We start from the raw sequence: 25,183 nt of genomic DNA, 5'->3' as shown, positions 1-25,183 counted from the left end.
AACGCGACTGTCGGGCCTACGCGGCGACTTTCGCGAGCCGGCTCATCTCCTGCGTCACCAGCTCACGGTAGGGGCCGTGGCCCTGCATCAGCCGGTCGGGCGCGCCGTCCTCGATGATCCTGCCGGCCTTCAGCACCACCACGCGATCGAAATTGCGCAGCGTCGCGAGGCGATGCGCAATCGCAACCACGGTGCGGCCGCGCATCAGGCGCGTCAGCGCCTCGCGGATCGCCTCCTCGGACTCGCTGTCGAGCGCCGCGGTGGCCTCGTCGAGCAGCAGGATCGGCGCGTCCTTCAGGAAGGCGCGCGCGATCGCGATGCGCTGGCGCTGGCCGCCGGACATCTTGACGCCGCGGTCGCCGACCATGGTGTCGAGCCCCTCGGGCAGGCTCTCGACGAAATCGCAGCGCGCCGCGATAGCCGCACGCAGCACCTCGTCGTCGGTCGCGTTCGGCCGCCCATAGCGGATATTCTCGCGAATCGAGCGATGAAACAAGGAAATATCCTGCGGCACCACCGAGATCGCCTCGCGCAGGCTCAGCTGGGTCACCTTGGAGATGTCCTGGCCGTCGATGGTGACGCTGCCCTCGTCGACATCGTAGAAGCGCTGGAGCAGCGTGAACAGCGTCGACTTGCCGCCGCCGGAATGGCCGACCAGACCGACGCGCTGGCCGGGCTGCAGCCGCAGGCTGAAGCGCTCGAAGATCTTCTCGGCCCCGGGATAGCCGAAGGTGACGTTGTTGAACGCGATCGCAGCCCCGCTCTTGACCAGGGGTTCGGCCTCGGGATGGTCGCGCAATTCGTGCGGCACCAGCAAGGTCGCGATCGCCTCTGTCAGCCGCGCGACGTGCTGGGTGACGTCGACCAGCGCCACCGCCAGATCGCGCGTCGCATTGAGGATGGAGAGGCCGAGCGTGCAGACCAGCACGACGTCGCCGGTGGTCGCCTCGCCCCGCTGCCAGAGCGTGATGGCCCAGGCCATCAGCGCCACGGTCAGGAGAACGGTCACGCCGGCATGGGTCAGCCGCAGCTTCTCGAGATAGCGCAGGCTGCGTCCGCGCGCGGTGAGCTCGCGATTGACGGTCGCATCGAACCGCTCATGCTCATGGCTGATGCCGCAGAAGGCGCGGACCAGCGGCATGTTGCTGATGACGTCGATCATCTCGCCGTCGACAACAGCCGCCTTGTCGGCGAAGTCGTCGTGCAGCGGCTTGCCGGCAGCGGCTAGGTGGAACATCGCGATCACCATGCCGCCGGCGATCACGATCAGGCCGAGTGCCATATAGGGACTGACGGTTCCAATCAGCATGATTGCCGCAATTGTGGCAATGCACGGCGGCAGGACATTCCAGACGAACATGTTCTCGACCGTGAACACCGCGTTCGAGGTCGCCGTGATGCGGCTCGTCAGCATGCCGGGCATCCGATCGGAGAAATAGCTCGGCGCGTGCCCGGTCAGATGACGAAAGATGTCACGCCTGAGATCGCCGGTGACGCGAACGAAGGTGAAGCTCGCCGTCCAGCTCGCGATCCGCCACAGGAAGTTGTCGGCGGCGATCAGCGACATGAGCAGAAGGAATGCCAGCCATACGCTGCCGCCATGCGAGGTTCCCGCCGACAGACTGTCGACCAGGGATTTGACGCCGTACTGCGTGCCCACGGAGCAGGCAACGGCAGCCACGACCGCGGTCAGGATCACCAGATGTGACGTGAGGCGACGCCGGAGATAGCGCAAGACAAAGGCAAATGGCCTGCGCGCGTATCCAGAAAGCTGATCCATATGGCTATCGCCCCGTCATGATTGTTTTTCGATTTGTACTGATCGACTGAACATCGACCGCTTCGTCCCGGTTCCCGGGCTCACTGATCACGACATGCGGATGCGGACGATCTGCGAAGATGTGATGGCAGCATCGCGACAAGCCCCCAACGTGTCGAATAAGTAACGTTCAGGGGAAGGAACTTCGCAAGTGCGGGAACGTTCCCTTGGCTGGCATTGCCGGTGCCGTACTGGCGGGGGTTTCAACATTCATGATCGCAGAGGAGATGGTGAGATGCGCATCGCGCAGGTAGCTCCGTTGACGGAGGCTGTTCCACCCAAGCTGTATGGCGGCACCGAGCGGGTGGTGCATTGGTTGACGGAAGAGTTGGTGGCCCTGGGACATGACGTGACGCTGTTCGCCAGTGGCGACTCGCAGACATCTGCGAAGCTCGATGCATTATGGCCGCGGGCGCTTCGCCTCGACGGTTCCGTACGAGACCCCAACGCCCTGCACATGGTGCTGCTGGAGCGCGTGCGGCAGAAATGTGACGACGAGGAGTTCGATTTCCTCCACTTCCATCTCGATTACTATCCGTGGTCGCTGTTTCACCGGCAGCCGACGCCGTTCGTGACCACGCTGCACGGGCGACTCGACCTGCCGGAGCATCAGCCCGTCTTCAACACCTTCACCAAGATGCCGGTGATCTCGATCTCGAACGCGCAGCGGCGGCCGGTGCCGCAGGCGAACTGGGTGACGACGATCCACCACGGCCTGCCGGAGAACCTGCTGACGCCGAAACCGGTGAAACAGGAATACCTCGCCGTGCTCGGCCGCATCGCGCCGGAGAAAGGCGTCGACCGCGCCATCAAGATCGCGACCCATTGCGGCATCCCGCTCAAGATCGCGGCCAAGGTCGATCGTGCCGACCAGGACTACTATGACGAGTTGATCAAGCCGATGATCGAAAACAATCCGCTGGTGGAGTTCATCGGTGAGATCAGCGATCACGAGAAGTCCGACTTCCTGAGCGGCGCGCTTGCACTTCTGCTGCCGATCGATTGGCCGGAGCCGTTCGGCCTCGTGATGATCGAGGCCATGGCCTGCGGAACGCCGGTGATCGCCTTCAACCGCGGCTCGGTGCCTGAAATCATCGACGAGGGCCTGACCGGTTTCGTCGTCGAGGACGTCATCAGCGCCGCCGGCGTCGTCAAGCGGCTTCCGCAACTGAACCGCGCCGCCATCCGCAAGCAGTTCGAGACGCGCTTCACCGCGCGGCGGATGGCACTGGACTATCTCGCGGCCTATCGCAGCCTGACCGAGGAGCAAGCCCCGCGGATCAAGCTGGTGAGCAGCGCGGAGTAAGCAGCTACAATCTCAGTCGTCGTCCCGGCGCAGGCCGGGACGACACCGAAGGGTGGTAACGATTCGCTACCCCACCTCCGCCCGCTTCGGCTCCACAATCTCGAACATCCTCGGAAACTCGTCCATCAGCCCCATCCGTTCGGCTAGCTTCATCGGGTTGCCCGACAGCTTGATCTTCCCCGCAGCCACCGCTTCCGGAAAACTCGTCAGCTTCGCGATCACCTCGTCGAGCGTCGCGCGACAGCCGATTGCCCTTGTGAGCGCCGTGCAGCTGGCGTGACTCGACACTTGCCCTCCCCTGGAGGGTAAGCACCGTCCGCGCATCCGCTTAATGCATCCCCAGCACCCGCGGCAGCCACAGCGTCAAATCGGGCCAGTAGGTCACGATGACGAGGAAGCCGAGCATGGTGATCAGCCACGGCATCACCGCAACCGCCAGATCCGTGATGCGCATTCGCGCGATCATGGACGCGACATAGAGGTTGAGGCCGACAGGCGGATGGCAGAGGCCGACCTCCATGTTGACATCCATGACGATGCCGAAATGCACGAGGTCGATGCCGAGCTTCTTGGCCGCCGGCGCCAGGATCGGCGCCATGATCAAGATGATCGAGTTCGGCTCCATGAAGTTGCCGGCGAGCAGCAAGAGGATGTTGACCACCAGCAGGAAGCCGACCCAGCCGAGATTCTGCGCCGCGATCCAGTCGGCGAGCATCGCCGGCAGGTTCTCGTTGGAGAGCACGAAGGAGAACAGCACCGCGTTGGTGACGATGTAGAGCAGCATCGCGCTGGTGTTGGCGGCCCGCAGCAGCACCCGCGGCACGTCGGCTATCTTGATCGCCTTGTAGACGAACACCGCGATGATGAAGGAGTAGACCGCCGCCATCGCGGCCGCCTCGGTGGCGGTGAACAGGCCGCTGTAGATGCCGCCGATGATGATGACGACCAGCATCAGGCCCCAGATGCTCTCGCGGAAGGTGCGCAACGTCTCGCCCCAGCTCGCCTTCGGCAGCCGCGGATAGTCGCGCTGGCGCGCGAGCCACCAGGTGACGATGCAGAGCATCGTCGTCAGCATGATGCCGGGCAACAGCCCAGCGACGAACAGCGCGCCGATCGAGGTGTTGGTGGAGACCGCGTAGACGATCTTCGGGATCGAGGGCAGCATCAGGATGCCGAGCGAGCCCGCCACCGTGATGATGCCGGCGCCGAAGCGCATGGGATAGCCGTGACGGACCATCTCCGGCAGCACGATGGCGCCGATCGCGGCCACCGTCGCGACGCTCGAGCCGCACACCAGCGCGAACATGGCGCAAGCGACGATGCCGGCAAGACCGAGGCCACCATACCAGTGGCCGATCAGCGAGGTCGCGAAATTGATCATGCGGCGCGCGACGCCGCCATGGGTGAGGAAATTGCCGGCGAGGATGAAGAACGGGATCGCCATGATCTCGAAGCCCTCGATGCCCGTGAAGAGCTTCATCGAGACTGCCTCGATCGGCACCGTGGTCAGCGTGAACAGGAACGTCATCACGGTGAGGCCGAGCGCGATCGAGACCGGGATGCCGGTCAGCATCAGCGCGATCAGCAGTGCGAACACGGTCGCGGCGCGCATCCAGTGCGGCAGCACCACCACGCCGAATTTTTCGGCGAGGCACATCGCGAAGATCAGCACCGGCGCCATGATCAGGATGACGCCGAGCGGCGAGACTTTTCGCGCGGCAGCCTTCGTTGCGGCGCCGGCGGGCTGCGGATGCAGCGCCGGCGAGCCATCGGCCTCGACGCCTTCCACATGGCTCTCGTCGTGATGCGGCAGGTCGCCGGTCCAGTAGTAGTGCCAGGACACCTGGAGGAAGCGGAAGCACATCAGGCCGGAGCCGAGCGGGATCGCGAGATAGACGAACCACATCGGCGCTTCCAGATCGTTGGACTGCTGCCCGGTGTGGAACATCTCGCGCACGAAGGAGGTGCCGAAGGCGGCGATCATGCCGGTGAACAGCGCCCCGCACAGCAGCGCGAACAGGATCACGTGCTTGCGCGAATGCTCGGGCAGGCGGTTGACCAGCAGGTCGACGCCGACATGGATGCCGGTACGCACGCCATAGGCCGCGCCGAACTTCGCCATCCAGATGAACATGTAGATGCAGAGCTCCTGCGCCCAGGACAGGTCGAGCTCGGACAGGAAGGTGAACACCGCCATCGACAGCGATGCCAGCCAGGTCATCCCGTGCGCGGCCGCCCATCGCGAGAGAGCAATCGATTCGCCCGCGCCATAGCGGTGCACGACAGCGATGAAGATCAGGCCGGTTGCAGCCGCAATCAGCGTCGCGATCAACCACTCTTCGAGATGGTTGAGCGCCGAATTGAGCACGCGAAGCAAATCAAAGTCCCCCCTATCGATACGAAACGGCCGGAAGTGCCTGCACTCCCGACCGTTGGTATTGTTCTCCCCGGAAACCGCGTCAGTTCATCTTGACGTCGAGTTCCTTGGCAACGAGATCGAGCACTTCCTGCCCGACCCGGCCCTTGGCCCATTTGTAAGTCGGCTGCATCGCGTCCTGCCACGCCTTGCGGTCGGCGTCGGTCAGGTAATGCAGCGAGGTCTTGCCGGTCTTCTTGATCTCGGCGAGCGCGTCCTCGTTCTCCTGATGCGCGATCAGGTTGGTGTAGTCGGTCGCCTCAATCATCGCCTTTTCGAGCTGGGCGCGGATGTCGGGCGGCAGGCCGGACCAGAACTTCGAGTTGACGATGACGGCATATTGCAGGTGCGCGTGATAGGACACGGTGATGTCTTTCTGCACCTCGTAGAACTTCTGCGTCAGATAGTTGGACGCGGTGTTCTCGCAGCCGTCGACCACGCCGGTCTGCAGCGCCTGGTACACTTCGGAGAACGCCATGATCTGCGGGATCGAGCCGAGCAGGCGGAAATACTGGTCGGCGATCTTCGATCCGGAGATGCGGAACTTGAGGCCCTTGAAATCCTCCGGCTTCGTCAGTGCACGGCTCGACGAGACCATGTGGAAGCCGTTGTCCCAGTAAGCGAGCCCGGTGATGCCTTTCGCTTCGAGTTTCTGGAACAGCCACTTGCCGACCGTGCCCTTCATCGCATTGGAATAGGTCGCATCGTCCTTGAACAGCCAGGGCAGATCGAGCGCCTCGAATTCCTTGATGCCGAGCGGTGCGAATTTCGCGGTCGAGGGTGCGAGCATCTGCACGGAGCCGAGCTGGAGCGCCTCGATCTCCTCCTTGTCCTTGTAGAGCGAGGAGTTCGGATAGACTTCGATCTTGACCTTGCCGTCGGTGTATTTCTCGGCGAGTTCCTTGAACTTCAGCGCGCCCTTGCCCTTCGGCGTGTCGTTGGCGACGACGTGGCTGAACTTGATGACGATGGGGCTCTGGGCCTCGGCAATCGCGGGGGCCATGAGAATGGCCGCGGCGGCAACCGCAAGGAGCAGCTTGCGCATGAAGAACCTCCCAACAACCTCTAAAACCGGGTCTTTTTGTTTTGCAGCCCGGTTTGGCACGTCAGTAGTGGCAGCAATCCGCCACACCAACAACTAGACCTAAGCCCAATTTGCCGCAGCCAAGCTATCTTGACGTCGACCAGATGCGCAAGCCGGTAGCCGCTGTCCCTTGCCATCCTTCGAGACGCCCGCTTTAGGCGGGCTACTCAGGATGAGGACTGAGTGCGTCGCAACAGTTTCCAACAGGCAACGATGCCGATGAGCCTCATCCTGAGGAGACCGCGAAGCGGTCGTCTCGAAGGACGAGGCGTGCGCTCAGGGCGGGCCCAACAGGCCACACACGGCCGCCTAAGAATCGAGCGCTTATGTCGCATTGCGGCGGTGCAATCAGTCCTTGCGCTGGGCAACGATGAACAGACGCCGGAACGGGAACAGCGTCTGGCCCGCAGCATTCTTCGGATACGCCTTCGCGACACGCATCCCATAGGCCGCTTCGAAAGCGGCCTTCTCGTCACCTTGCAAGATGTCCAGATAGCGCGTCAGCCAGGTCCCCTTGGTCCATTCCTTCACGGGGTTTTCGCCTTCCAGCACTTGCAGATATTCGGTCTCCCAGATGTCGATATTGGCGGACATCGGAGCAAGAACATCGTGATAGAAGGCCGGCCCCTCGACCGGCGGCGGGGTGACGAGATGCTCGACCTTGGAGCGCCAGGGACCATCAAGCGCGGTCTCGCCGATCAGCACATGCGAGGGCGCGAGAAAATTGCGCGGCATCTGCACCGCAAGCATGCCGCCGGGCTTCACCTTCTCCATCACCGACGGAAACAGTGCCGCATGATTGGGCAGCCAGTGCAGTGCGGCATTGGAATAGATCAAATCATACTGCTTCGCCGGGCGCCAATGGCCGAGGTCCTCATGCGACCATTCCACGTCAGGCGCGGCCTTGCGGCCGGCGGCAACCATCTCGGCCGAGCCCTCGACACCGGTCACGGTCGCATCCGACCAGCGCTCCTTGATCAGTTTGGTGACGTTGCCGGCGCCCGCCCCGAGATCGGCGATCGTGCGCGGGGCAAAATCCGGAATCCGCATCAAGAGGTCGACGGCGGGCCGGAGCCGGTGGCCGGAGAATTTCAGATATTGCTGCGGATCCCAGACCATCGCTCAACGCCTTTTTCTTTTTCGTGTTTCCTTCACAGAGGCTCTTGGTTACCACTGCTTGTCCCGGTCGGGCAAATCACCCGGCGGGGACAGGGCAGGAAACGAACAGCAACAAGCAAAAAACAGACAAGAGGGCGTGCGACCATGGACCTCGGGCTCACATCGAAAACCGCTGTCGTGACAGGCGCGAGCATCGGCATCGGCCGCGCCATCGCCAAGGGCTTAGCTGCCGAAGGCGTGCGCGTCGTCGGCGTGGCGCGGCGCGCCGACCTGCTCAACGAGCTGGTGAAGGAAGTCGGCTCCAAGTTGATCACACCATTCGAGCAGGACGTGATGGCCGGGGACGCCGCCGAGAGGATCGCGGCCTTCGCGGTGAAGGAGCTCGGACATGTCGACATCCTCGTCAACAATGCCGGCGGCAGCCGTCCCCTGCCCGTCGATGCGCCCGACAGCAAATGGGACGAGGCGATCGCGCTGAACTTCACCAGCTACCGCCGCATCGCGCATGCGCTCTTGCCGCAGATGATCGATCGCAAATGGGGCCGCATCGTCAACATCACCGGCAAGTCCGAGCCGGAAGGCCTCAACGCCGCCTTCGCGGCGAAGGCCGCCGTGCACGCCTGGGCCAAGGGCCTGTCGCGCGAGATCGGCGAGCACGGCATCACCATCAACTGCATCCCGCCCGGCCGCATCATGAGCGAGCAGATCCGCCGCAACTATCCGCCGGATTATCGCGAGCGCTTCGCGGAAGAGGAGATCCCGGTCGGCTATTGGGGCGAGCCGGAAGACCTCGCCGCGCTCGCGGTGTTCCTGGCCTCGCCGGTGGCGCGGTACATCACGGGGACGGTGATCCCGGTGGATGGGGGATTAAGGAGGTATCAGTTCTAGGGGCGCAGGTTCTCGATCAGCGTCCGAAACATTGCTGCGTCGCCGAAGTGCGGAAGCATCGGCAACGTTGATTTGCGTCAAGGGTCAGCCGAGCGGTTACGAAATCCTAGCGCATTCCGTGCAGGTGACATCTGCAAGGACGGTCCATGATGACGTTCTAGACCTTCGCCGTCGCGGTCCGCATGGCGACCGGCCTTTGGAGTGAGCGCGGTGAGCGGTTGGACGCGTTGGGTGCCCGGGATCGATACGCTTCGCCACTACGAAGCTGATTGGCTTCGGCATGATGTTTTCGCGGGTCTCGTGCTGGCGACCATGCTGGTCCCGGTCGGAATCGCCTATGCCGTGGCGTCGGGCCTGCCGGGCATCCACGGCCTCTACGCAACCATCGTCCCTCTTCTGGCCTACGCGATGTTCGGTCCGAGCCGCATCATCGTGCTCGGACCCGACTCGGCGCTGGCAGCTGTCATCCTCGGCGTCATTATTCCGTTGTCCGGCGGTGATCCGGCCCGTGCCGCAATGCTTGCCGCGATGATGGCGCTCGTTTCAGGGAGCGTGCTCGTTGTGGCGGGTATCGCGCGGTTGGGGTTTGTGACCGAGCTTCTCTCCAAGCCGATACGGTACGGCTACATGAACGGGATCGCATTGACCGTCTTGATCAGCCAACTGCCAAATCTGCTCGGCTTCTCGATCAAGAGCGAAGGGCCGCTGAGAGACCTGTGGGCGATCGCCAGCGGGATCGCCGACGGCAAGCTAAATTGGGTCGCATTCGCAGTCGGACTCGGCACGTTGATGGTCATCCTGCTGCTCAAGGACAGCAAACGGCTGCCGGGCATCCTGATTGCCGTCGTGGGAGCGACCCTTGTCGTCGCACTATTTGATCTCGGAACTGGTTATAGCGTGAAGGTCTTGGGGCCACTTCCTCAAGGTCTGCCGGCTTTCTCCATTCCCTGGATCGGCTATGGCGATCTGGTTTCGGTCGTGGCCGGCGGCTGCGCCATCGCTCTGGTCTCGTTCGCCGATACCAGCGTGTTGTCGCGAACCTATGCTGCTCGATTGGGCGACAAGGTCGATCCGAACCAGGAGATGGTGGGTCTCGGCGCGGCCAACCTGGCAACCGGTTTTTTTCAGGGCTTCCCGATCAGCAGCAGTTCCTCGCGTACGCCCGTTGCCGAGGCCGCCGGCGCGCGCACCCAGCTCACATGCGTCGTCGGCGCGTTTGCCATCGCGTTCCTTCTGCTGGTCGCGCCGAATTTGTTGCAGCACCTGCCGAATGCCGCATTGGCGGCGGTGGTGATCGCATCTGCGATCGGCCTGTTCGAGATCAACGATCTCAAACGAATCTACCGGATCCAGCGTTGGGAGTTCTGGTTGACGGTGCTGTGCTTCGTGGGCGTGGCCGTGCTCGGCGCGATCCCGGGAATCGGCCTTGCCATCGCGGTGGCCATCGCGGAGTTCCTGTGGGACGGCTGGCGTCCGCACTCCGCCATTCTGGGGCGAGCGCACGGCGTCAAGGGCTATCACGACATCACGAGATATCCCGATGCCCGCCTGATCCCCGGACTGGTGCTGTTCCGCTGGGATGCGCCGCTGTTCTTCGCCAATGCCGAGTTCTTCAAGGAGCGAATTCTGGCCGCGGTCGAGAAATCGCCAACGCCTGTGCGCTGGCTGGTCGTCACCGCCGAACCGGTCACGAGCGTGGACGTCACCGCCTGCGATACCGTTGCCGAACTGGACGAGGCGCTGCATGCCAGGGGCATTGAACTTTGCTTTGCCGAGCTCAAGGATCCGGTGAAGGACAAGCTGAAGCGTTTTGGTTTTGTACGCTCAGGTCGGCGAGGCCCACTTCTTTCCGACCATCGGCTCAGCCGTCTCGAGCTACCTGGAGATCCACAATGTCGAGTGGGAGGACTGGGAGGATCAGGTCGAAGGTTAGCCCGCAGGATGGGGAGAGCGCAGCGAAACCCGTCGACGATATTCGACATGGAGCTGATGGGTTTCGCAAGTGCTCAACCCATCCTTGTAGTAGCGCAAAGCTGGCCTGCTGAATACGGTCTGCGAAACCTGATGTCCGCTGTGCCCAGGAGCGGTTGCAGCCCCATCGAGCCCGGCTTGCCTGCTATGGGCCAAAATCAGACGTGAATCGAAGCCATACGTCGCGTCAGTTTGGCCGACGCGACGTTCTTTGGCGATCCGTCAAGGGAAGCGGCGCGCCCACGTCTCCAGCGGCATCCGTATCGCATTGGTCAGATACGAGACGACCTTGTAACGACCGGCCAGCATCAGGATTTCGATGGCCTGATCGTCGCTGAAGTGCTTCTTCAGTTCCGTCCATGTCGAATCCGAGATGTCACTCGAATTGTGCAGTTCGTCGCAGGCTGCAATCAGCGCCTTCTCCTGCGAAGTCCAGCAGTCATCGACGGCACCTCCCTTCGCGGTGGAAACAATCTGGTCCTCGGTCAGGCCCGCTTCCGCCCCAAAGACCGCAACGTGGACGCCCCACTCGTATTCCGAACCAGACAGCGCGGTGATGCGGTCAATCACGATTTCACGGAGCCGGACTCCAAGGGTCGTGCCGGGGTCTAGAAGGCTGCCCGAGAAAAACATGTGAAAGAGCCGCTCATTCCTGGCGAGTGTCGTGAACAGAACCAGTGGCGGACGCTCACCGCGACTCCGAAATTCCAGCTTCTGCTGAACTTTCTCCGGGAACGGTGGGACTGCTGGCGTGATCCTTGCTGACATAGTGCAAACTCCATGCTATGATTTACATAGCAAACTTACAGGCTATGCTATGAAAAAGATAGCACTCAATTCTGTGCGCGGGTCAAAAACCGGGCGCCCCATCATGGTGCTGCTCGACCTGCTCGGTCGCAGGATGGCACTCCGTGTCATGTGGGAACTCTCCAAGTCAGCGGAACCAATGACCTTTCGGGACCTGCAGGCAGCAGCTGAGACCAACCCCTCCGTTCTCAATGCGCGCCTAAAGGAGCTTCGGGAAGCTCGCATTATCAGCCATGAGGGAGATGGCTACGTGTTGACGGAGACCGGACACTCGCTATCCGCCACCTTGAAGCCGCTTCACCAATGGGCGCGGGCGTGGGCGCAGGGAGCCGACGACTGACCTTCAAGCGGCTAAACGTTTCGCCGAATTTTTATCGACTGCTGATGTCGGCAAGAGCCGAAAAACGTCCCCTTCTCTCTGAAGCCGGATTGCGCCCGTCAGGCGGCCCCGCGCGCCCGCTGCCACGCCCCGGATGCTTGATCCAGATCAAGGCCGCCACGGCAGCGCCACACCGGAATGGGCTCGATGGCCGCGCAGAACGCGCCGCCCATAGCCAAGGAGATGATCGATCATGACCTCCTCGAATTCCCTGCGTAGCCTCGTGCTCGCAGCTGCGAGCGCCGTGCTGCTCGGTACGGGCGCCGAGGCCGGGCCGATTCCGACGCATCTTTCGACGATGAAATCGATGGTCGATCAGACCACGACCGAAGTGCGCTGGGTCGGCGGCTGGCGTGGCGGCTACGGCTATCGCGGCGTCGGATGGGGTTACCGCGGCGGTTACGGCTATCGCGGAGGCTGGGGCTATCGCGGCTACGGTTACCGCGGTCTCGGTTACGGCTTGGCCGGCGCGGTCGTTGGCGGCGCGATCGCGCGAAGCGCCTATTACGGAAGCTATGGCGGCTATTATGGCGGTTATCCCGCCTACGGCTATCCGGCCGCGTCCTATTACGGGAATGGCGGCGACTACGGCTATGGTTACGGCTATGGCGGCGATTATTGCGCGCCCTCCGGCAGCTACTGGGCCTACTAAAGCATGATCCGGAAAAGTGCGAAGCGGTTTTCCGGTAAGATCATGCGCAAACAACGACCTAAAGCGCGATGACGATTCATCCAAATCTCATCGCGCTTTAGCGGAAACGTATTCGCGCCTGAGGAGGACGGCTGCCATGGGCCGCCGTTCTCCTGCGAGTCAATTCGCAGCGCTCCACACGACAGCCTTCATCCCTGGCCCGCCGGCGGGACGACATACAGCGTCAGCGCAAAGACCGCATAGATGAAGATCATCAGCGCGCCGACGAACCATGCCGAGCGTCCGCTGGCGGTGACGAAGGCCGACGTAATCGTTGCGATCATCACCATGGTGACGGCGCCCGGCCAGAACTGCAGGTCCATCGGCTTCGGCCCCACGACATAGCTGAGCAGCACCAGCGCCGGTGCAACGAACAGCGCGATCTGGGAGGCGCTGCCGAGCGCAATGCTGACGACCATGTCGAGCCGGTCCTTGCGCGCCGCGGCGAAGGCCACCGCAAATTCGGCGGCGGCGCCGACCAGCGAGACGATGATGAAGCCGACGAAGGCCGGGCTCATCCCGAAGGCTTCCGCCGCCTTCTGCACCGATTCCACGAAGATTTCGCTGACCAGCGCGACCAGCACCGTGACGACCAGCAGTGTGCCGACCGCTATCCCGATCGGCCAGTGCGCCTCGTTGTCGTCGCCGTGATCGGCGCTCGCGAACAATTCCTTGTGCGTCCCGAGCGAAAACAGCAGGCCAAGCGCGTAAGCGATGATGAGCAGGATAGAAATGCCGAGGCTGAGCTTGTTCAGGATGCCCCCGCCCTGCGGCAGGTAGTCGAGATCGGCGACCGCCGACGGCGCAAGCAGGGCGACGGTTGCCATCAGCAGCAGGCCGGACGAGAGCCGCGCGCCGGCGCGATTGTACTCCTGCACGTGGTAGCGCAGGCCGCCGAGCAGCAGGCAGGCCCCCAGCATGAACACCGCGTTGGTGACGATCGCGCCTGCGATCGAGGCCTTCACCAGCATGTACTGGCCTGCGCGCAGCGCCGTGATGGCGATGATCAGCTCCGTCAGATTGCCGAGGGTTGCATTGAGCAGTCCGCCCACGGCATCGCCGGTCTTGGCTGCGACCGCCTCGGTGGCGTGGCTGAGCAGCGCCGCCAACGGCACGATGGCAAGCACGGCCAGCACGAACAGCAGCGTGTGCGAATGCGGGGCCACCGCCTCGGCCAGCAGCACGACGGGCACGAACACCAGCATCCAGAGCAAAGGGGTATCCCGGATTTCCCTGAGCAGGGTCTGCATATGGGCCGTCCTTTCCATGGATGCACTGATGGAAAGGTCCGGCGGCCGCGCGGGGCGAGTATTGATCTGGCTCAACGTGGGCGGGGAGAGGCGCCGACGGATGGCGTGACGTAGACATCGCGCGCGATGAGAAAGCACCTTGGCCCCATCGCCGCCACGATAACATTTTGCCAGTGTTTTGCCCGACGGGTCAACGCGATCGCAACTGCGGATGTCATCGCGACGCGTCGCGAAAATCCCTTATCGATCAAGGGCCGTTCTACTGTGCATGGGGTTGTTTTTCGACTTTTTATTTTGAGCCCACCTGCACTGCGTACATTCCGGCCTTTTCCCCACAAGCGGCAGAGGAAGTGCATTTGAGTGCGGTTCCTGCGGCCATCCTTCGAGACGCCCGCTTTGGGCGGGCTCCTCAGGATGAGGACGGAATGCGTGGCAGCAGTTTCAGCGGGCACGGTGCTGCTTAGCCTCATCCTGAGGAGACCGCGGAGCGGGCGTCTCGAAGGACGAGGCGTGCGGTCAAGCGTTGCCGAAAGTCAAATGTGATTCCCCGGCCGCAAGTGGGGAGAGGCGGAGAAGCGGCTCACTCCACCTGCAGGATCTCCGCGATCGCAGCACCCGCCGCCATGGTGCCGAGCTTGCCGCCGACGTCCCGCGTTGCCCTGCCCTCGCGAAGCGCCTTCGCGACCGCTGCCTCGATCGCATGCGCGGCCTCCTCGTAACGCACGGCGCTCGTCTTCTCGCCATGCCAGGCCAGCAGCAGCGCCGTCGACAGGATCAGCGACACCGGATTGGCAACGTCCTGCCCTGCGATGTCAGGCGCCGAGCCATGCGCGGCCTGCGCCATGGCGTAGCGATCGCCGACATTGAGCGAGCCGCCGAGCCCGAGGCTGCCCGAGAGTTCGGCCGTGAGGTCGGACAGGATGTCGCCGAACATGTTGGTCGAGACGATCACGTCGAAGCGATCGGGGCTACGCACCACATGCGCCATCATGGCGTCGACCAGGATGTCGTCGACTGCGAGACCGGGATAGCCCTTCGCCGCCGCGCGGCAGACGTCGAGGAACATGCCGTCGCCGATCTTGAGCACATTGGCCTTGTGCACGATGGTGAGATGCTTGCGCCGCTTCATGGCGAGACGGCAGGCGGCGTGCGCGATGCGCTCGCAGCACAGACGCGTGATCCGGCGCAGCGAGATTGCGACGTCAGGCGTGACCAGCATCTCGCCATTGCCCTGTTCCATGTTGCGGTCGGCATAAAACCCTTCGGTGTTCTCGCGCACCACGACGAGGTCGAAATCACTGATGCGGCCAGGCCTACCTGCATAGGTGCGCGCGGGCCGGACATTGGCGTAGAGGTCGAGGTTCTTGCGGAAGTGCCTGGACGGGTTGATCTCGCCATGCGCCTCGTCCTTGAAGTCGAAGGTCGCGGTCGGCCCCAAAATGAGGCCGTCGGCGGCGCGGACGATGTCGAGCAGCTCGGGCCGCACCGTCGTGCCTGATAGCTTCAGGCTGGCATGCCCGACCGCGTGCTCCTCCAGCCGCAGGTTGAGCTGGAAGCGTTCGGAGGCCGCGCGCAGCACGCGCGATGTCGCGGTCGTGATCTCCGGACCAATGCCGTCACCGGGCAGAACGACGATTTGCATGGCGTTTCCCTGTCATTGCAGTAGCCGACGCGATCATACGCCGGTGCGAGGCGACATCGCCTCACCTTCGCGCATACACAGCATGCAAGCATATGCCTGTGGAAGCGGCCTTCGGCGTAGTACATGCGAAAAGTCCCTTTTAGCCACGCCGCCGGAGCGACGCGCTCACGCAATGACAATCACGTTACCTGCCGCAGCGCGCGAGCCCGACCACATCACCGCCGACGGCCTCCCGGCCACGCAGCGGCGCTGGGCCATCGCTGCGATCTTCACCGCGCTGGCGATGGCCTCGCTCGACACCGCGATCGCCAATATCGCACTGCCCGCCATTGCCGCCGATTTGCATGTCACGCCGGAGCAGTCGGTCTGGGTGGTCAATGTCTACCAGATCGCGCTGGTGGCGACGCTGCTGCCGCTCGGGGCGCTCGGCGAGATCGTCGGGCATCAGCGGATCTATCTCGGCGGCCTGATCCTGTTCACCATCGCCTCGCTGTTCTGCGCCGTGGCATGGTCGCTGGACAGCCTCCTGGTCGCGCGCACGCTGCAGGGCTTGGGTGCCAGCGGCATCATGAGCGTCAACACGGCGCTGGTGCGCTTCGTCTATCCCGGCCGGATGCTCGGCCGCGGTTTTGGTCACAACGCGCTGGTGGTCGCGACCGCCTTCACATTCGGACCGTCGATCGCCTCCGCCATCCTCGCGCTCGGTCCGTGGCCGTGGCTGTTCGCGGTCAACATCCCGTTCGGCCTCGTCGCAATCGGCATCGGCTTTGCGATGCTGCCGAAGACCCCGCGCGCCGATCACGGCTTTGATTTCCTCGGCGCGATCCTGGCATCGGCTTGCCTTGGCCTGTTCATCACCGGCATCGGCAGCGCCGCGCATAATCTGTCGCCTGTTGTCGTGGGCATCGAGCTGGTCGCGGCCATCGCGTTCGGCTTCATCCTGACGCGCCGCCATGCCGACCACCCCGCGCCGATGCTGCCGATCGACCTGTTCAGCCGTCCCATGTTCGCGCTGTCGGCGGCCACCGCCGTGTGCTCCTTTGCAGTCCAAGGCCTCGCCTTCGTCTCGCTGCCGTTCTATTTCGAGGACGTGCTCGGCCGCTCGCAGGTCGAAACCGGCTTCTTCATGACGCCATGGCCGCTGGTGGTCGGCATCATGGCGCCGATCGCCGGGCGCCTCTCCGACCGCCATGCGGTCGGCCTGCTCGGCGGCATCGGGCTCGTGCTGCTCGGCCTCGGCATGGCGCTGCTTGCGATGCTGCCGTCCAACCCGGCCATCCCGGACATCATCTGGCGGATGGTGATCTGCGGCATGGGGTTCGGCTTCTTCCAGGCACCGAACATGAAGGCGGTGATGTCGAGCGCCCCGCCCCATCGCAGCGGCAGCGCCTCCGGCATCGTCGCCACCGCGCGCCTGACGGGCCAGACGACGGGCGCTGCGCTCGCCGCGCTGTGCTTCGCGCTTGCCGGCCACGACGGCGCAACCGTCGCGCTGGCCCTCGGCGCGGGCTTTGCCGCGCTTGGCAGCGTGATGAGCTTCCTGCGGCTGGCGGTGAAGTAAGCCTTCAGGCCAGGTGCCGGGCTGCGGTCCCGTCGATCGTCGCAGCGGCCGGGATAACCGTCTCGTCATCCAGCGCGGCGAGGCGCCCGTCGATGGCTTCGATGACCTTGCGCGAGAACGGCCCGAGATGCGCATAGGCGGCAATCATCTGCACGGCAATGCGCGCCGACGACGTGTCGCGCTTGGCGCAGTTCATGAAGGTCTGCCACAGCGGCCCGCGCGCCTCGGGAAGGGCGGTGACGACGCGGTGCACCGTCTCCATCGCTCCGAGCCTGGCGCGGATATCGCCTTCCGCGAGCTCATGGCGCTGCCTCGAACGGTCGAGCAGCGTCATCAGGCGGTCGACACGCCGCGCATACGCCGCCGGGCTGTAGACGTGCTCCAGCACCCGCTTGTAGTCGGTCAGGATGTCGCGCAACGGGCGGACCGGATCGAAGTTGATCCCGCTCGTGCACTGATCGGCGCCGATGGTCGGCGCCACATCGTGGCCCGGATGCAGCCGGCCTTCCTTGGCGAGGCGCCGCGTCAGCTGCGTGTTCGGCAAGGCATAGAGCAGGCCGACCATGGCAACCGGGATGGCGGCCTCCTCGATGAAGTCGATCATGGCGTCGGCAATCGAGACCTTCTCACTGTCGAAGCCGACGATGAAGCCGGCGGTGACGAGGATTCCGGCGGCGTAGATCTTGTGGATACTCTCGGCGATGTTGCGCCGTGTGTTCTGCTTCTTCCGCATCGCGACCAGCGTCGCCGGATCCGGACTTTCGATGCCGACGAAGATGCCGAAGAAATTGGCCGCGCCCATCAACTCCAGCAGCTCCGGATCGTCGGCGAGGTTGACCGAGGCTTCCGTGGATAATTCGAAGGGATAGCCGTGCGTACGCTGCCATTCCGCGAGTTGCGGCAGGAATTGCCGCAGCGACTTCTTGTTGCCGATGAAGTTGTCGTCGACGAAGTCGAGATGGCCACGGTAGCCCATCCGGTAGAGCGTCTCGAGCTCGACGAACATCTGCTCGGTCGTCTTGGTCCTGGGCACGCGGCCGTAGAGCTCGATGATGTCGCAGAACTCGCAGGTGAACGGGCAGCCGCGCGAATACTGCACACCGATATAGAGATAGTCCTCGAATTTGAGCAGGTCGAAGCGCGGCACCGGCGTCTTGGTGACGTCGGCCTGGAATTTCGGCGCGGTGAAGACACCGGAGCGGGCCCCGCTTTCCCAGGCGGCGATGAACTCGTCGATGACGCCCTCGGCCTCGCCGAGCACCCGGAAGTCGGCCCGCTCGTAGATGTGGGGGCTGGAGGTGGGATCGGGCCCGCCGACGACCACCGGCTTGCCGGCGGCGCGGCAGAGCTCGATCAGGCGCAGCGTATCGGACTGTTGCGGCAACATGCCGCCGGTGAAGACGACGTCGGCCCAGGCGAAGTCCTCGTCACTGAAGGCCTGCGTGTTGCAATCGATCAGCCGGACCCTCCAGCTCTCGGGCAGCATCGCGGCAACGGTGATGAGGCCCAAAGGGGCGGCAGGTCGCTTGACGCCCAGCACCTTGCAGGATTCGCCAAAGCTCCAGAAGGACTCTGCCGAGAACAGCGGATAGAGCATTAGCACATTGCAAGGGCTTGCCACGTCGATGGAACTCCTTCTGACTCGGGTGCAGTGTAAGCAAAGCGGTGCGGTCTTGCACCCCGGCAAAAGAGACAAACTGTCGCCGCAAAGCAATGGCAGTCAAGCCTGGAACCGGCGTTCACGGTCCAACGTCGCTCCAAACCGCAGATTGGCGTTCGGGGACGGGCCGCCCGCGGTGGGACCCAGAACCCGGCCCCAGCGGAGCTGATCGATCAGGCGTGCTCGGCCGCCAGCATCTTCCCGCTGGTCGCCAGGACATCGCTACACCAGGCGAAGAACGCGCCAAGGAACTCCCGGCCGGCCGCGTCCGTGCGGGCATGCTGCCGCAACGTCTCGAACCCCTTCTCCATCCGGGATGCATTGCGCGCGAGCAGCGCGCGGATGTCGCTGCGGACCTGCGGGTCCTCTTCCTGCTCCAGCATATGCACGTCGAGCTGGGTGACGTGGATGAACGAATATTGCGCGTGCAACACGGCCGTCATCGGGCGCGGTCGGTCGACCACGATCGGGCTGGGATAAAGCTCATCCTGCGGGTTGCTGATGATGCGGATCGCGTTCTCGTTGGCGACGCCGAACGCCCTCAGCTTGTGATGCGCCATTTCATGGACGATCGCCTGCGCGGTCGCGAGTGGACAGTTGACCGTGAGGCCGATGACGCCGAACCGCGCATCGACCGAATGGCTGGCCGAGCCGAGGCGGCCAGGTCCTTCGGTCGGCTGCTCGGTGTCACGATAGCACTGGATGGTATGGACGATATCCGGCCATTGTTTCGCAGCTAGCGGCCAGCGGCGGACATAGTGCAGCGCCTCCTCCATCGCCGGGACGGCTTGGCCGTCGGGAGCGAACCGCGGCGCGGGCAGCAATGGATCCTCGGTGCGCAGGGCCACCCTGCCCTCCGCAATGGTCGGGGCGCCGTTCACCAGAGGCCGCTGCGGCGGCAGCGGACGCCACGGCGCCGGCTCGGTTTCGATGAGGCCAAGGGCGACGGCGGTATCGTAACCGTCAGCCTGCGGCCGTGCCGTGCGTTCCCAGTCAATCGACGTCGCATTCATGGCGCGTTCTCCTTCGAACCTGTCAGTGCGGGCGATCCATCGCTGGCAAAAGGGCTGCGGACACGCGTGCTGGGCGCCCAGGCAGCAAGGCAAATCCCATCGATGCCGCAAGCGTGTCCATGTCCTTGAAGCGGTGCAGCGCGCGGTCGCTGCCGATCACGATCACCGTTCTTGCAATCGCATGGATGGAGACAAGCGAGCTGCCATCGCCAAGCCGTTCCGGATCGACAAAGGCGAGATCAATGCCGTCGGGCGCAAGACGCGACAACGTCGCGAGCGCCTCGATGCCGGACCCGCCAATCACCGGCAAGGACGTACCAAGGCGCTGGCGTGCGGCTTCGGCCAGCGAGACATCCTCCTCGGTGCCATACAATCCCAGCTTGGGCCTCGTCTGCGCGATCAACTCCAGCAACAGGCCGTCACCGCAACCGACATGCACGGCCCTTGCGGCGCGGCGGAGCGCAGCGGTCTGCTCCCAGACAATCGTGCTGAAGCGCGAGCGCATCGCGAACGGGCTCTCGAAACCAGCGGCCTTAAATCCGGTGCCGAGTCCGGCAAGGATGTTGGCGCTATTCGCAGGTGCATCCGCTGCGACCTTCCGTTTCTCCAGGCGCGTCCCTGCCCCACTGTGACGAGCCCGCCGACGCCACGGTCTGCCCTCGTCGGAGAGCCACGTGCAGCGGAAGGCCGCCGTCGTGACCTCGGCGATGCCGTTGACCAGCGACGCATCGACGGCCCAATCCGCGATCTCTTCGAGCCACGCCATCTCTTCGACAAATCCGAGTTCGCGGCCGAGATCGAGGAACGCACGCGAGCATTCCCGCGAGGCGAGACAATCCGCCGAACACATCGCGTGCCGTACCGGCCCCAATCCCAGAACCGCGAGCGCGACGTGGGCAGGCATCGCCGCCCTGTTCTCGCGCGCGAGAAGGATCGCCAGCGGGTCGCTTCCGCCGTGCCGGAGGTAATCCGCCCAGGACCTTGCGCAGCATGCGGGATAGCCGAACCGCATCGCCGCTTGCTTCAGTCCATCCGCCGCAGGCTCTGCGATCGATGCATCCAGCGGCGCAGCACCGATCAGGAACGCATAGTCGAGCAGCCGCTTCGGCTCGTCGATCGATGCCTCAAGCGGCCAGTCCGCGGCATAGCCGAGCGAGGCCTTGAGCGGCTTCGCTTCAAAGCCGATCGCGCGTGCCTGCGCCGTCAAGGCATCGACGCCATCATAGTCAGTCCACACCAGCGTCGTCGGAAGGCGCCCTTGGCGCACCATCTCGAATTCGATCGCGAGCGCCGCATGCCGAAGACGCTCCAGACGCGGCTGCCAGAGCGCACGGGCTTGCGGGCCGCTGAAGCTGATGCGTTGTGTAGCCGCCTTGGCGACAACAGGCTCGCGCGGGGTCGCCGCAAGCGGAGGACGCGGCCATGTCAACCAGGCGGACGTCATGGTGCGTCTGCCTGCTGGATCAGCGACTGCAAGGTCGGATTATCTCCGATCGACCAGGCCGCGATCATCTTCGCTTCGAGGTCGGACCGGCGCTCCGACCGGCTGATCGCGGTTTCTCCGTTCGCCTGAAGCTCGGTCTCGATATCCTCGAACAGGCCGAACCACACCGGGCAATCGATCGAGCGCATCCGCCAGTCGCCGCCGATCGCGGTGCCCGGGCAATTGCCCTTGCACGCCAGGAAGAACCGGCAGCCCTGGCATCCGCCATCGGCCTGCGGCGTGCAGTAGAGCGAGAGCTGGCGCTCGAACGCCTCGCGGCCAGCGCGCAGATGGGTCACGCCGTCCTTGTTGGTGCGGCCGCAATTGCCGAGCCGGCCATCGCTCTCGACGCCCACCACGGCGCGGGTCGCATAGGGATCGCAGGCGTGAAAGACGCACGAGGTCCTGCTGTCGTCGCCCCGGAGCATCGCGGCCATCTCGGCGAAAATGTCGAATTGAACCGATGGCAGCTCCTGTTCGAGCCGGCGCAGTCGCCGCAGGGCCGCCAGGTTCTCCTGCGCGGTGAGCGGCAGGCCCTCGCCGGCTTCCGTTTCGTCCTGCTCCAGCAGATGCAGGCGCAGCTTGCGCACACCGAGGCTGCCGAGAAACCTGATCCATTCGCACAATGCGCCCAGTCGATCCGGCGCGGCGTTCATCCGGTTGAGCGTCACGATCACGTTCGGCGGCATGCCCTCGCGGCACAGCGTCTCGATCACCGCCTCGATCCGCGCGGTCGCTCGCCGCGTCGCGGAGAGGCTCCCGGCCCAGCGCGCATCGTTGAGCGGCCCCGGCCCGTCGATCGAAATACCGATGCGGACGCGATATTTCCTGAACAGCTCGATGTCGCGCTCCTCGATCAGCGTGCCGTTGGTCTGCATGCCGACGCCGCCGTGGCGGTCGAAGCCCAGCTGCATCAGGCGTTCGAGATCGGACCGTCGCGTCATCATGATCTCGCCGCCGAACAGGCTGAACGGCTCCGCCAACTTGTCGAGCGTGGCGATGATCGCATCGAGATCGTAGCGTGTCGGGACGTTTCCGGCAGTGCGGATACCCTCCTGATAGCAGTAGCGGCACTTGATGTTGCATTTGTCGCCGAGCGGGCGGACTTCGACGGTCATGGCTGCACCCGTTCGAGGTCAGCCGGCTCTTCGCGAACTTCAGTCAATGCCGCGTGAGCTGTCGCGCGCTCGCGCGGCAGGACGAATCCGAGCGGAAACTCGGCGCGGGCGTCAGCGTCGAAAATCTCCCGGCCGGCCTCCGTGACGAGCGAGAGCATCCTGCCGTCGATCTCGATCGCGAACCGCCGCGCCAAGACTGCATCCATCGCGACCTCGATCGATGCAGCATCGAGGCGATCGGCCAGCTGCGCAGCGGCGCTCGGCCGCGTACAGGGATTGCGCAGCAGATTGAGCACGGCGATTTCTGCCGGCGTCGGGCAGTAGAATGGCTGGAGCGCGCATGTCCGCGTGTCGCTGACGAGATGCGCGCTGCCGACCGCCGTCATCGTCAATTGCGGTGCAAACGGCTGGTCGAACCAGCGCGCGCGCCAGGCAGCACTCGCGTCCTTGAGCGACACCAGGTCCTGCTCGCATGCGGCATTGGGTGCGTCGCCCTCGAAGAAGTAGGCGAGGTCGGCGAGATCCGCGTCGGGAACGTCGTAGATCGCGCCATAGGCCGGCATCGGCGTGACGTTGCGAAAACCGATCTCGGCGGCGCGCTCGAAATTGGGGCTGAAGCGGTCGAGCCGAATGCGGCCGCAGCCGACCGGCGGCTGAAGATGTTCGAGCAGCGGGACCATTTTGGCGACGGCGTCGTAGGCCTCGCGTGGCTCGCCGGGAAATCCATACAGGATCGACCAGACCAGCCCGACGCCGAGCTCGCGGCAATTGCGCAATAGACGCAAATTGAGCAGAGCACTGACGCCCTTGCGCATGAGATGCAGCACCGGATCCGACAGGCTCTCGATGCCGGGCTGCAGCCAGACCGTCCCCGCCAGCGCCAGCTTCTCGAGCTGCGCCTCGTCCATGTTCGCCTTGATCTCGTAGAAGAAGCGGAAGCCGCGCGCCGGGCGCTCGGCGAGCTTTCCGAGCACGCCGTCGATGTGGGCCATGCCCAGGATGTTGTCGGTCGCAGCAAAACGTCCAATCCCGAATTTCGCATGCAGCGTCTCGATCTCGCTCAGCACGCGCGGCGCCGACTTGGCCCGGAACGCCATGCCCTCGCCGTTAAGGCCGCAGAACGTGCAGTGGTGCTTCTGCCCCCACCAGCAGCCGCGCGAGGACTCGAACGGAATCGAGGGGCGCACGCGCGCGGCTTCGGACAGCCCGGCGAGCTGCGCGAAATAGTCGGCGTAGTCAGGAATCGGCAGCGCATCCATCGCGGTCGGGCCGGCCGCAGCTGCTGCGGCAGACTGGTCGCGGGACAGGCATCCCGGCAGACCACTCGGCTCTTCACCGCGCAGGATCGCCTCCACGGCCGGGCCGAACACGGTGTCGGCCTCGCCATTGAAGACGTAGTCGATGTGCGAAAAATTCTTCAGCAGAACCGCGCCCATCGGACCGTGGCAATTGGCGCCGCCGAAGCAGACCACGACGGACGGATCACGCGCCTTCACCGCGGCCGCGATCGCGAGAGAAGCAACCGTCTGCTCGAACATCGAGGTGAAGCCGATGATCTTGGGATTGCGTTCGAGCAGCCGGTCGGCCGCTTCCTCAACGAAGGACGGGATCAGACTACGGCGGATCTCGTAGAGCTGCGCCAGCCCCTTCCGCTCGATGGCGGCGCCGAGCTCGCGGATGTGGCGCTGCGCCTGCGGCCGGTCCGGCCGTGTGCCCAGGCACTCGCCGAACAACCAATCGCCGGCCAGGAGATGGCTGGGCAGCTTCTCCGCGAGCTGCTCGTTCAGATCGAGCCCGATGCGGTCGGCGAAGAGCAGATTGAGATAGAGCGTCTCGGCCCGAATGCCCTTCTGCCGCAGCAACGCCTGCAGCAGACCGAGCGCCGCCGACGGCCGCACCACGGACATCACCGGCGCCGAGCAGAAGAGGACATCGACGCTCATGGGACGGCCACAATGTTGGCAGGCGCGGGCTGTCCGTCCAGCAGGATCTCGCAGGTCTCGATCTGGCTGCGGCGCTCTTCGGCGGCTTCGCGCACGCGCGCGAGCAGTGTTGGCGAGCGGAAGATGCGATCGCATGCGGTGCAGATGCCGTCGAAATCCTCCGCGCGCATCGGCACGGGATCGTGGGCCGTGACAGCGGCGAGAATGGCGACGGGTCCCTCCAGCCGGATCCATCTATAGAGCGGATCGTCCGCGGCCGCGCGCATGGCGGCTCCAATCCCTTCCTTTTCGATATGCCCCACCTTCAGCGAGTCATAGTGAGGCAGCACGCCGCAACACGGACGGATGCCGCCCTCGTGATCGACCGTGACGGTGTGGAGAACGGACTCGCAGGGACCGCGATAGGCCGAGGAATGGTGAACGCGTCCGGCTTGCGTATCCTCGTCACTGCCCTCGCCGCGGCCGGTCGAATTGGCGACGGTCTCGTAGATGTTGATGCCGGGCTCGTCCTGAAGGCCGAGATCGGCGCGCAGGCTGGTAGCAGTGATCTTCGAGCCGGCTTCGACCACCACCGCGATCCGAAGCAGCAGGCCGCACTCACGCGCCGCAGTCACCGCATTGGCGATGAAATTGAGCGGCACAAACTCGGCGTGGGGATCATCGTAAGACAATGTCATTTCGGTGAGCCCGGCAGCGCGCAGTCGCCGGACAGCCTCCGTAGCGCGCGCGTGCGACTTGGCCCAGAACGCGCTGGTGGTGATTCCCGCGCGCAAGCCCAGCGACGCCGCCAGCGCCACCGCATCAGCCACGATGTCCGCATGCAGCATCGGATCGCCCCCGACGAAATGAACGATCTCCATCGACGGGATTTCTGCGGCCTGGCGAATGCAGCGATGCACGTCCTCGGCGGACAGGTGCCCACCGTGAAACATGTCGGACGAAAAGCAGCAGTGCGAGCATTTGAGCGGGCATTTCAGAGTGACGTTGAGAACGAGATTTGTGGGCGTCACCCTCGCCGCATGAAAATCGGATA

18 protein-coding genes and 3 pseudogenes are annotated in these 25,183 nt (G+C 64.3%); 6 read left to right on the top strand and 15 right to left on the bottom strand.

The annotated features are described in order from the left end of the window. Positions 1-16 precede the first annotated feature (16 nt). The gene (locus tag ACVJ19_RS20740; protein WP_453950859.1) at positions 17-1,780 is read right to left on the bottom strand and encodes an ABC transporter ATP-binding protein; all 1,764 of its coding nucleotides are present in this window, start codon (positions 1,778-1,780) and stop codon (positions 17-19) included. 274 nt (positions 1,781-2,054) lie between these two features. Between ACVJ19_RS20740 and ACVJ19_RS20735 the strand changes: the two genes are divergently transcribed. After that, positions 2,055-3,125 carry a glycosyltransferase family 4 protein gene (locus ACVJ19_RS20735; RefSeq protein WP_453950858.1) on the top strand — a complete coding sequence of 357 codons (1,071 nt, stop codon included), beginning with the start codon at positions 2,055-2,057 and terminating at the stop codon, positions 3,123-3,125. A 66-nt stretch (positions 3,126-3,191) separates the two neighbouring features. Here the strand turns inward: ACVJ19_RS20735 and ACVJ19_RS20730 are convergent. The 5 genes and pseudogenes from ACVJ19_RS20730 to ACVJ19_RS20710 form a co-directional block, all read right to left on the bottom strand. Further along, positions 3,192-3,365 (bottom strand): annotated as a pseudogene (locus ACVJ19_RS20730) (alkyl sulfatase C-terminal domain-containing protein); the annotation flags it as partial. A gap of 88 nt (positions 3,366-3,453) precedes the next feature. Further along, positions 3,454-4,737 (bottom strand): TRAP transporter large permease, encoded by a 1,284-nt coding sequence (locus ACVJ19_RS20725; protein WP_453955171.1) that lies wholly within the window; start codon positions 4,735-4,737, stop codon positions 3,454-3,456. A gap of 240 nt (positions 4,738-4,977) precedes the next feature. Next, positions 4,978-5,322, bottom strand: a pseudogene (locus ACVJ19_RS20720) (TRAP transporter small permease); the annotation flags it as partial. A 262-nt stretch (positions 5,323-5,584) separates the two neighbouring features. Further along, on the bottom strand, positions 5,585-6,586 hold the full coding sequence (locus ACVJ19_RS20715; RefSeq protein WP_453950857.1) for a DctP family TRAP transporter solute-binding subunit: 1,002 nt from the start codon (positions 6,584-6,586) through the stop codon (positions 5,585-5,587). Between the two features lie 387 nt (positions 6,587-6,973). Beyond that, a complete protein-coding gene (locus ACVJ19_RS20710; RefSeq protein WP_453950856.1) occupies positions 6,974-7,744 on the bottom strand; it encodes a methyltransferase domain-containing protein in 771 nt (256 codons plus the stop codon). Positions 7,745-7,888: 144 nt separating this feature from the next. Here ACVJ19_RS20710 and ACVJ19_RS20705 point away from each other — a divergent pair, with 144 nt between their 5' ends. Beyond that, positions 7,889-8,632 carry an SDR family NAD(P)-dependent oxidoreductase gene (locus ACVJ19_RS20705; protein WP_453950855.1) on the top strand — a complete coding sequence of 248 codons (744 nt, stop codon included), beginning with the start codon at positions 7,889-7,891 and terminating at the stop codon, positions 8,630-8,632. Between the two features lie 210 nt (positions 8,633-8,842). Next, positions 8,843-10,565 (top strand): annotated as a pseudogene (locus ACVJ19_RS20700) (SulP family inorganic anion transporter). A 260-nt stretch (positions 10,566-10,825) separates the two neighbouring features. Here the strand turns inward: ACVJ19_RS20700 and ACVJ19_RS20695 are convergent. Next, positions 10,826-11,371 (bottom strand): carboxymuconolactone decarboxylase family protein, encoded by a 546-nt coding sequence (locus ACVJ19_RS20695; RefSeq protein ID WP_453950853.1) that lies wholly within the window; start codon positions 11,369-11,371, stop codon positions 10,826-10,828. Positions 11,372-11,474: 103 nt separating this feature from the next. Here ACVJ19_RS20695 and ACVJ19_RS20690 point away from each other — a divergent pair, with 103 nt between their 5' ends. Together ACVJ19_RS20690 and ACVJ19_RS20685 are read left to right on the top strand one after the other, a co-directional pair. Then, positions 11,475-11,750 carry a winged helix-turn-helix transcriptional regulator gene (locus ACVJ19_RS20690; RefSeq protein WP_453950852.1) on the top strand — a complete coding sequence of 92 codons (276 nt, stop codon included), beginning with the start codon at positions 11,475-11,477 and terminating at the stop codon, positions 11,748-11,750. A 232-nt stretch (positions 11,751-11,982) separates the two neighbouring features. Further along, positions 11,983-12,441 carry a hypothetical protein gene (locus ACVJ19_RS20685; RefSeq protein ID WP_453950851.1) on the top strand — a complete coding sequence of 153 codons (459 nt, stop codon included), beginning with the start codon at positions 11,983-11,985 and terminating at the stop codon, positions 12,439-12,441. Positions 12,442-12,629: 188 nt separating this feature from the next. Here the strand turns inward: ACVJ19_RS20685 and cax are convergent, their stop codons facing one another. Both cax and ACVJ19_RS20675 read right to left on the bottom strand, forming a co-directional pair. After that, positions 12,630-13,730: a calcium/proton exchanger gene (gene cax / locus ACVJ19_RS20680; protein ID WP_453950849.1), complete on the bottom strand. Its 1,101-nt coding sequence runs from the start codon at positions 13,728-13,730 to the stop codon at positions 12,630-12,632. Positions 13,731-14,310: 580 nt separating this feature from the next. Then, positions 14,311-15,372, bottom strand: coding sequence for an isocitrate/isopropylmalate dehydrogenase family protein (locus tag ACVJ19_RS20675; RefSeq protein ID WP_453950848.1), 1,062 nt, complete (start codon positions 15,370-15,372; stop codon positions 14,311-14,313). A gap of 172 nt (positions 15,373-15,544) precedes the next feature. Between ACVJ19_RS20675 and ACVJ19_RS20670 the strand changes: the two genes are divergently transcribed. Next, entirely contained in the window at positions 15,545-16,933 is a 1,389-nt protein-coding gene (locus ACVJ19_RS20670) for an MFS transporter (protein WP_453950846.1), read from the top strand. Between the two features lie 4 nt (positions 16,934-16,937). Here the strand turns inward: ACVJ19_RS20670 and ACVJ19_RS20665 are convergent, their stop codons facing one another. The 6 genes from ACVJ19_RS20665 to ACVJ19_RS20640 all read right to left on the bottom strand — a co-directional run bounded on the left by ACVJ19_RS20665 (position 16,938) and on the right by ACVJ19_RS20640 (position 25,160). Further along, the gene (locus ACVJ19_RS20665; protein ID WP_453955170.1) at positions 16,938-18,560 is read right to left on the bottom strand and encodes a B12-binding domain-containing radical SAM protein; all 1,623 of its coding nucleotides are present in this window, start codon (positions 18,558-18,560) and stop codon (positions 16,938-16,940) included. 206 nt (positions 18,561-18,766) lie between these two features. Further along, on the bottom strand, positions 18,767-19,606 hold the full coding sequence (locus ACVJ19_RS20660; RefSeq protein ID WP_453950844.1) for an aKG-HExxH-type peptide beta-hydroxylase: 840 nt from the start codon (positions 19,604-19,606) through the stop codon (positions 18,767-18,769). Positions 19,607-19,628: 22 nt separating this feature from the next. Next, positions 19,629-21,050, bottom strand: coding sequence for a hypothetical protein (locus ACVJ19_RS20655; protein ID WP_453950842.1), 1,422 nt, complete (start codon positions 21,048-21,050; stop codon positions 19,629-19,631). Next, positions 21,047-22,207: a radical SAM protein gene (locus ACVJ19_RS20650; RefSeq protein WP_453950840.1), complete on the bottom strand. Its 1,161-nt coding sequence runs from the start codon at positions 22,205-22,207 to the stop codon at positions 21,047-21,049. The genes ACVJ19_RS20655 and ACVJ19_RS20650 overlap by 4 nt, the downstream gene beginning before the upstream one ends. After that, a complete protein-coding gene (locus tag ACVJ19_RS20645) occupies positions 22,204-24,150 on the bottom strand; it encodes a RiPP maturation radical SAM C-methyltransferase (protein ID WP_453950839.1) in 1,947 nt (648 codons plus the stop codon). Before ACVJ19_RS20645 ends, ACVJ19_RS20650 begins: the two co-directional genes overlap by 4 nt. Then, the gene (locus ACVJ19_RS20640; protein WP_453950838.1) at positions 24,147-25,160 is read right to left on the bottom strand and encodes a radical SAM protein; all 1,014 of its coding nucleotides are present in this window, start codon (positions 25,158-25,160) and stop codon (positions 24,147-24,149) included. The genes ACVJ19_RS20645 and ACVJ19_RS20640 overlap by 4 nt, the downstream gene beginning before the upstream one ends. Between the last annotated feature and the right edge of the window lie 23 nt (positions 25,161-25,183).

It is taken from the genome of Bradyrhizobium sp. USDA 376, from assembly GCF_054063675.1.
Note: the sequence above shows the minus strand (reverse complement) of the source record. Positions and strands in the feature narration are given on the sequence as shown.

Bases quoted from the DNA above. Each gene is read 5' to 3' on its own strand.
- ACVJ19_RS20650 (WP_453950840.1), bottom strand. From the start codon at position 22,207: ATGACCGTCGAAGTCCGCCCGCTCGGCGACAAATGCAACATCAAGTGC.
- ACVJ19_RS20690 (WP_453950852.1), top strand. From the start codon at position 11,475: ATGGTGCTGCTCGACCTGCTCGGTCGCAGGATGGCACTCCGTGTCATG.
- ACVJ19_RS20705 (WP_453950855.1), top strand. From the start codon at position 7,889: ATGGACCTCGGGCTCACATCGAAAACCGCTGTCGTGACAGGCGCGAGC.
- ACVJ19_RS20685 (WP_453950851.1), top strand. From the start codon at position 11,983: ATGACCTCCTCGAATTCCCTGCGTAGCCTCGTGCTCGCAGCTGCGAGC.
- ACVJ19_RS20695 (WP_453950853.1), bottom strand. From the start codon at position 11,371: ATGTCAGCAAGGATCACGCCAGCAGTCCCACCGTTCCCGGAGAAAGTT.
- ACVJ19_RS20675 (WP_453950848.1), bottom strand. From the start codon at position 15,372: ATGCAAATCGTCGTTCTGCCCGGTGACGGCATTGGTCCGGAGATCACG.
- cax (WP_453950849.1), bottom strand. From the start codon at position 13,730: ATGCAGACCCTGCTCAGGGAAATCCGGGATACCCCTTTGCTCTGGATG.
- ACVJ19_RS20660 (WP_453950844.1), bottom strand. From the start codon at position 19,606: ATGAATGCGACGTCGATTGACTGGGAACGCACGGCACGGCCGCAGGCT.
- ACVJ19_RS20710 (WP_453950856.1), bottom strand. From the start codon at position 7,744: ATGGTCTGGGATCCGCAGCAATATCTGAAATTCTCCGGCCACCGGCTC.
- ACVJ19_RS20735 (WP_453950858.1), top strand. From the start codon at position 2,055: ATGCGCATCGCGCAGGTAGCTCCGTTGACGGAGGCTGTTCCACCCAAG.
- ACVJ19_RS20725 (WP_453955171.1), bottom strand. From the start codon at position 4,737: ATGCGCGCCGCGACCGTGTTCGCACTGCTGATCGCGCTGATGCTGACC.
- ACVJ19_RS20645 (WP_453950839.1), bottom strand. From the start codon at position 24,150: ATGAGCGTCGATGTCCTCTTCTGCTCGGCGCCGGTGATGTCCGTGGTG.
- ACVJ19_RS20670 (WP_453950846.1), top strand. From the start codon at position 15,545: ATGACAATCACGTTACCTGCCGCAGCGCGCGAGCCCGACCACATCACC.
- ACVJ19_RS20655 (WP_453950842.1), bottom strand. From the start codon at position 21,050: ATGACGTCCGCCTGGTTGACATGGCCGCGTCCTCCGCTTGCGGCGACC.
- ACVJ19_RS20740 (WP_453950859.1), bottom strand. From the start codon at position 1,780: ATGGATCAGCTTTCTGGATACGCGCGCAGGCCATTTGCCTTTGTCTTG.
- ACVJ19_RS20715 (WP_453950857.1), bottom strand. From the start codon at position 6,586: ATGCGCAAGCTGCTCCTTGCGGTTGCCGCCGCGGCCATTCTCATGGCC.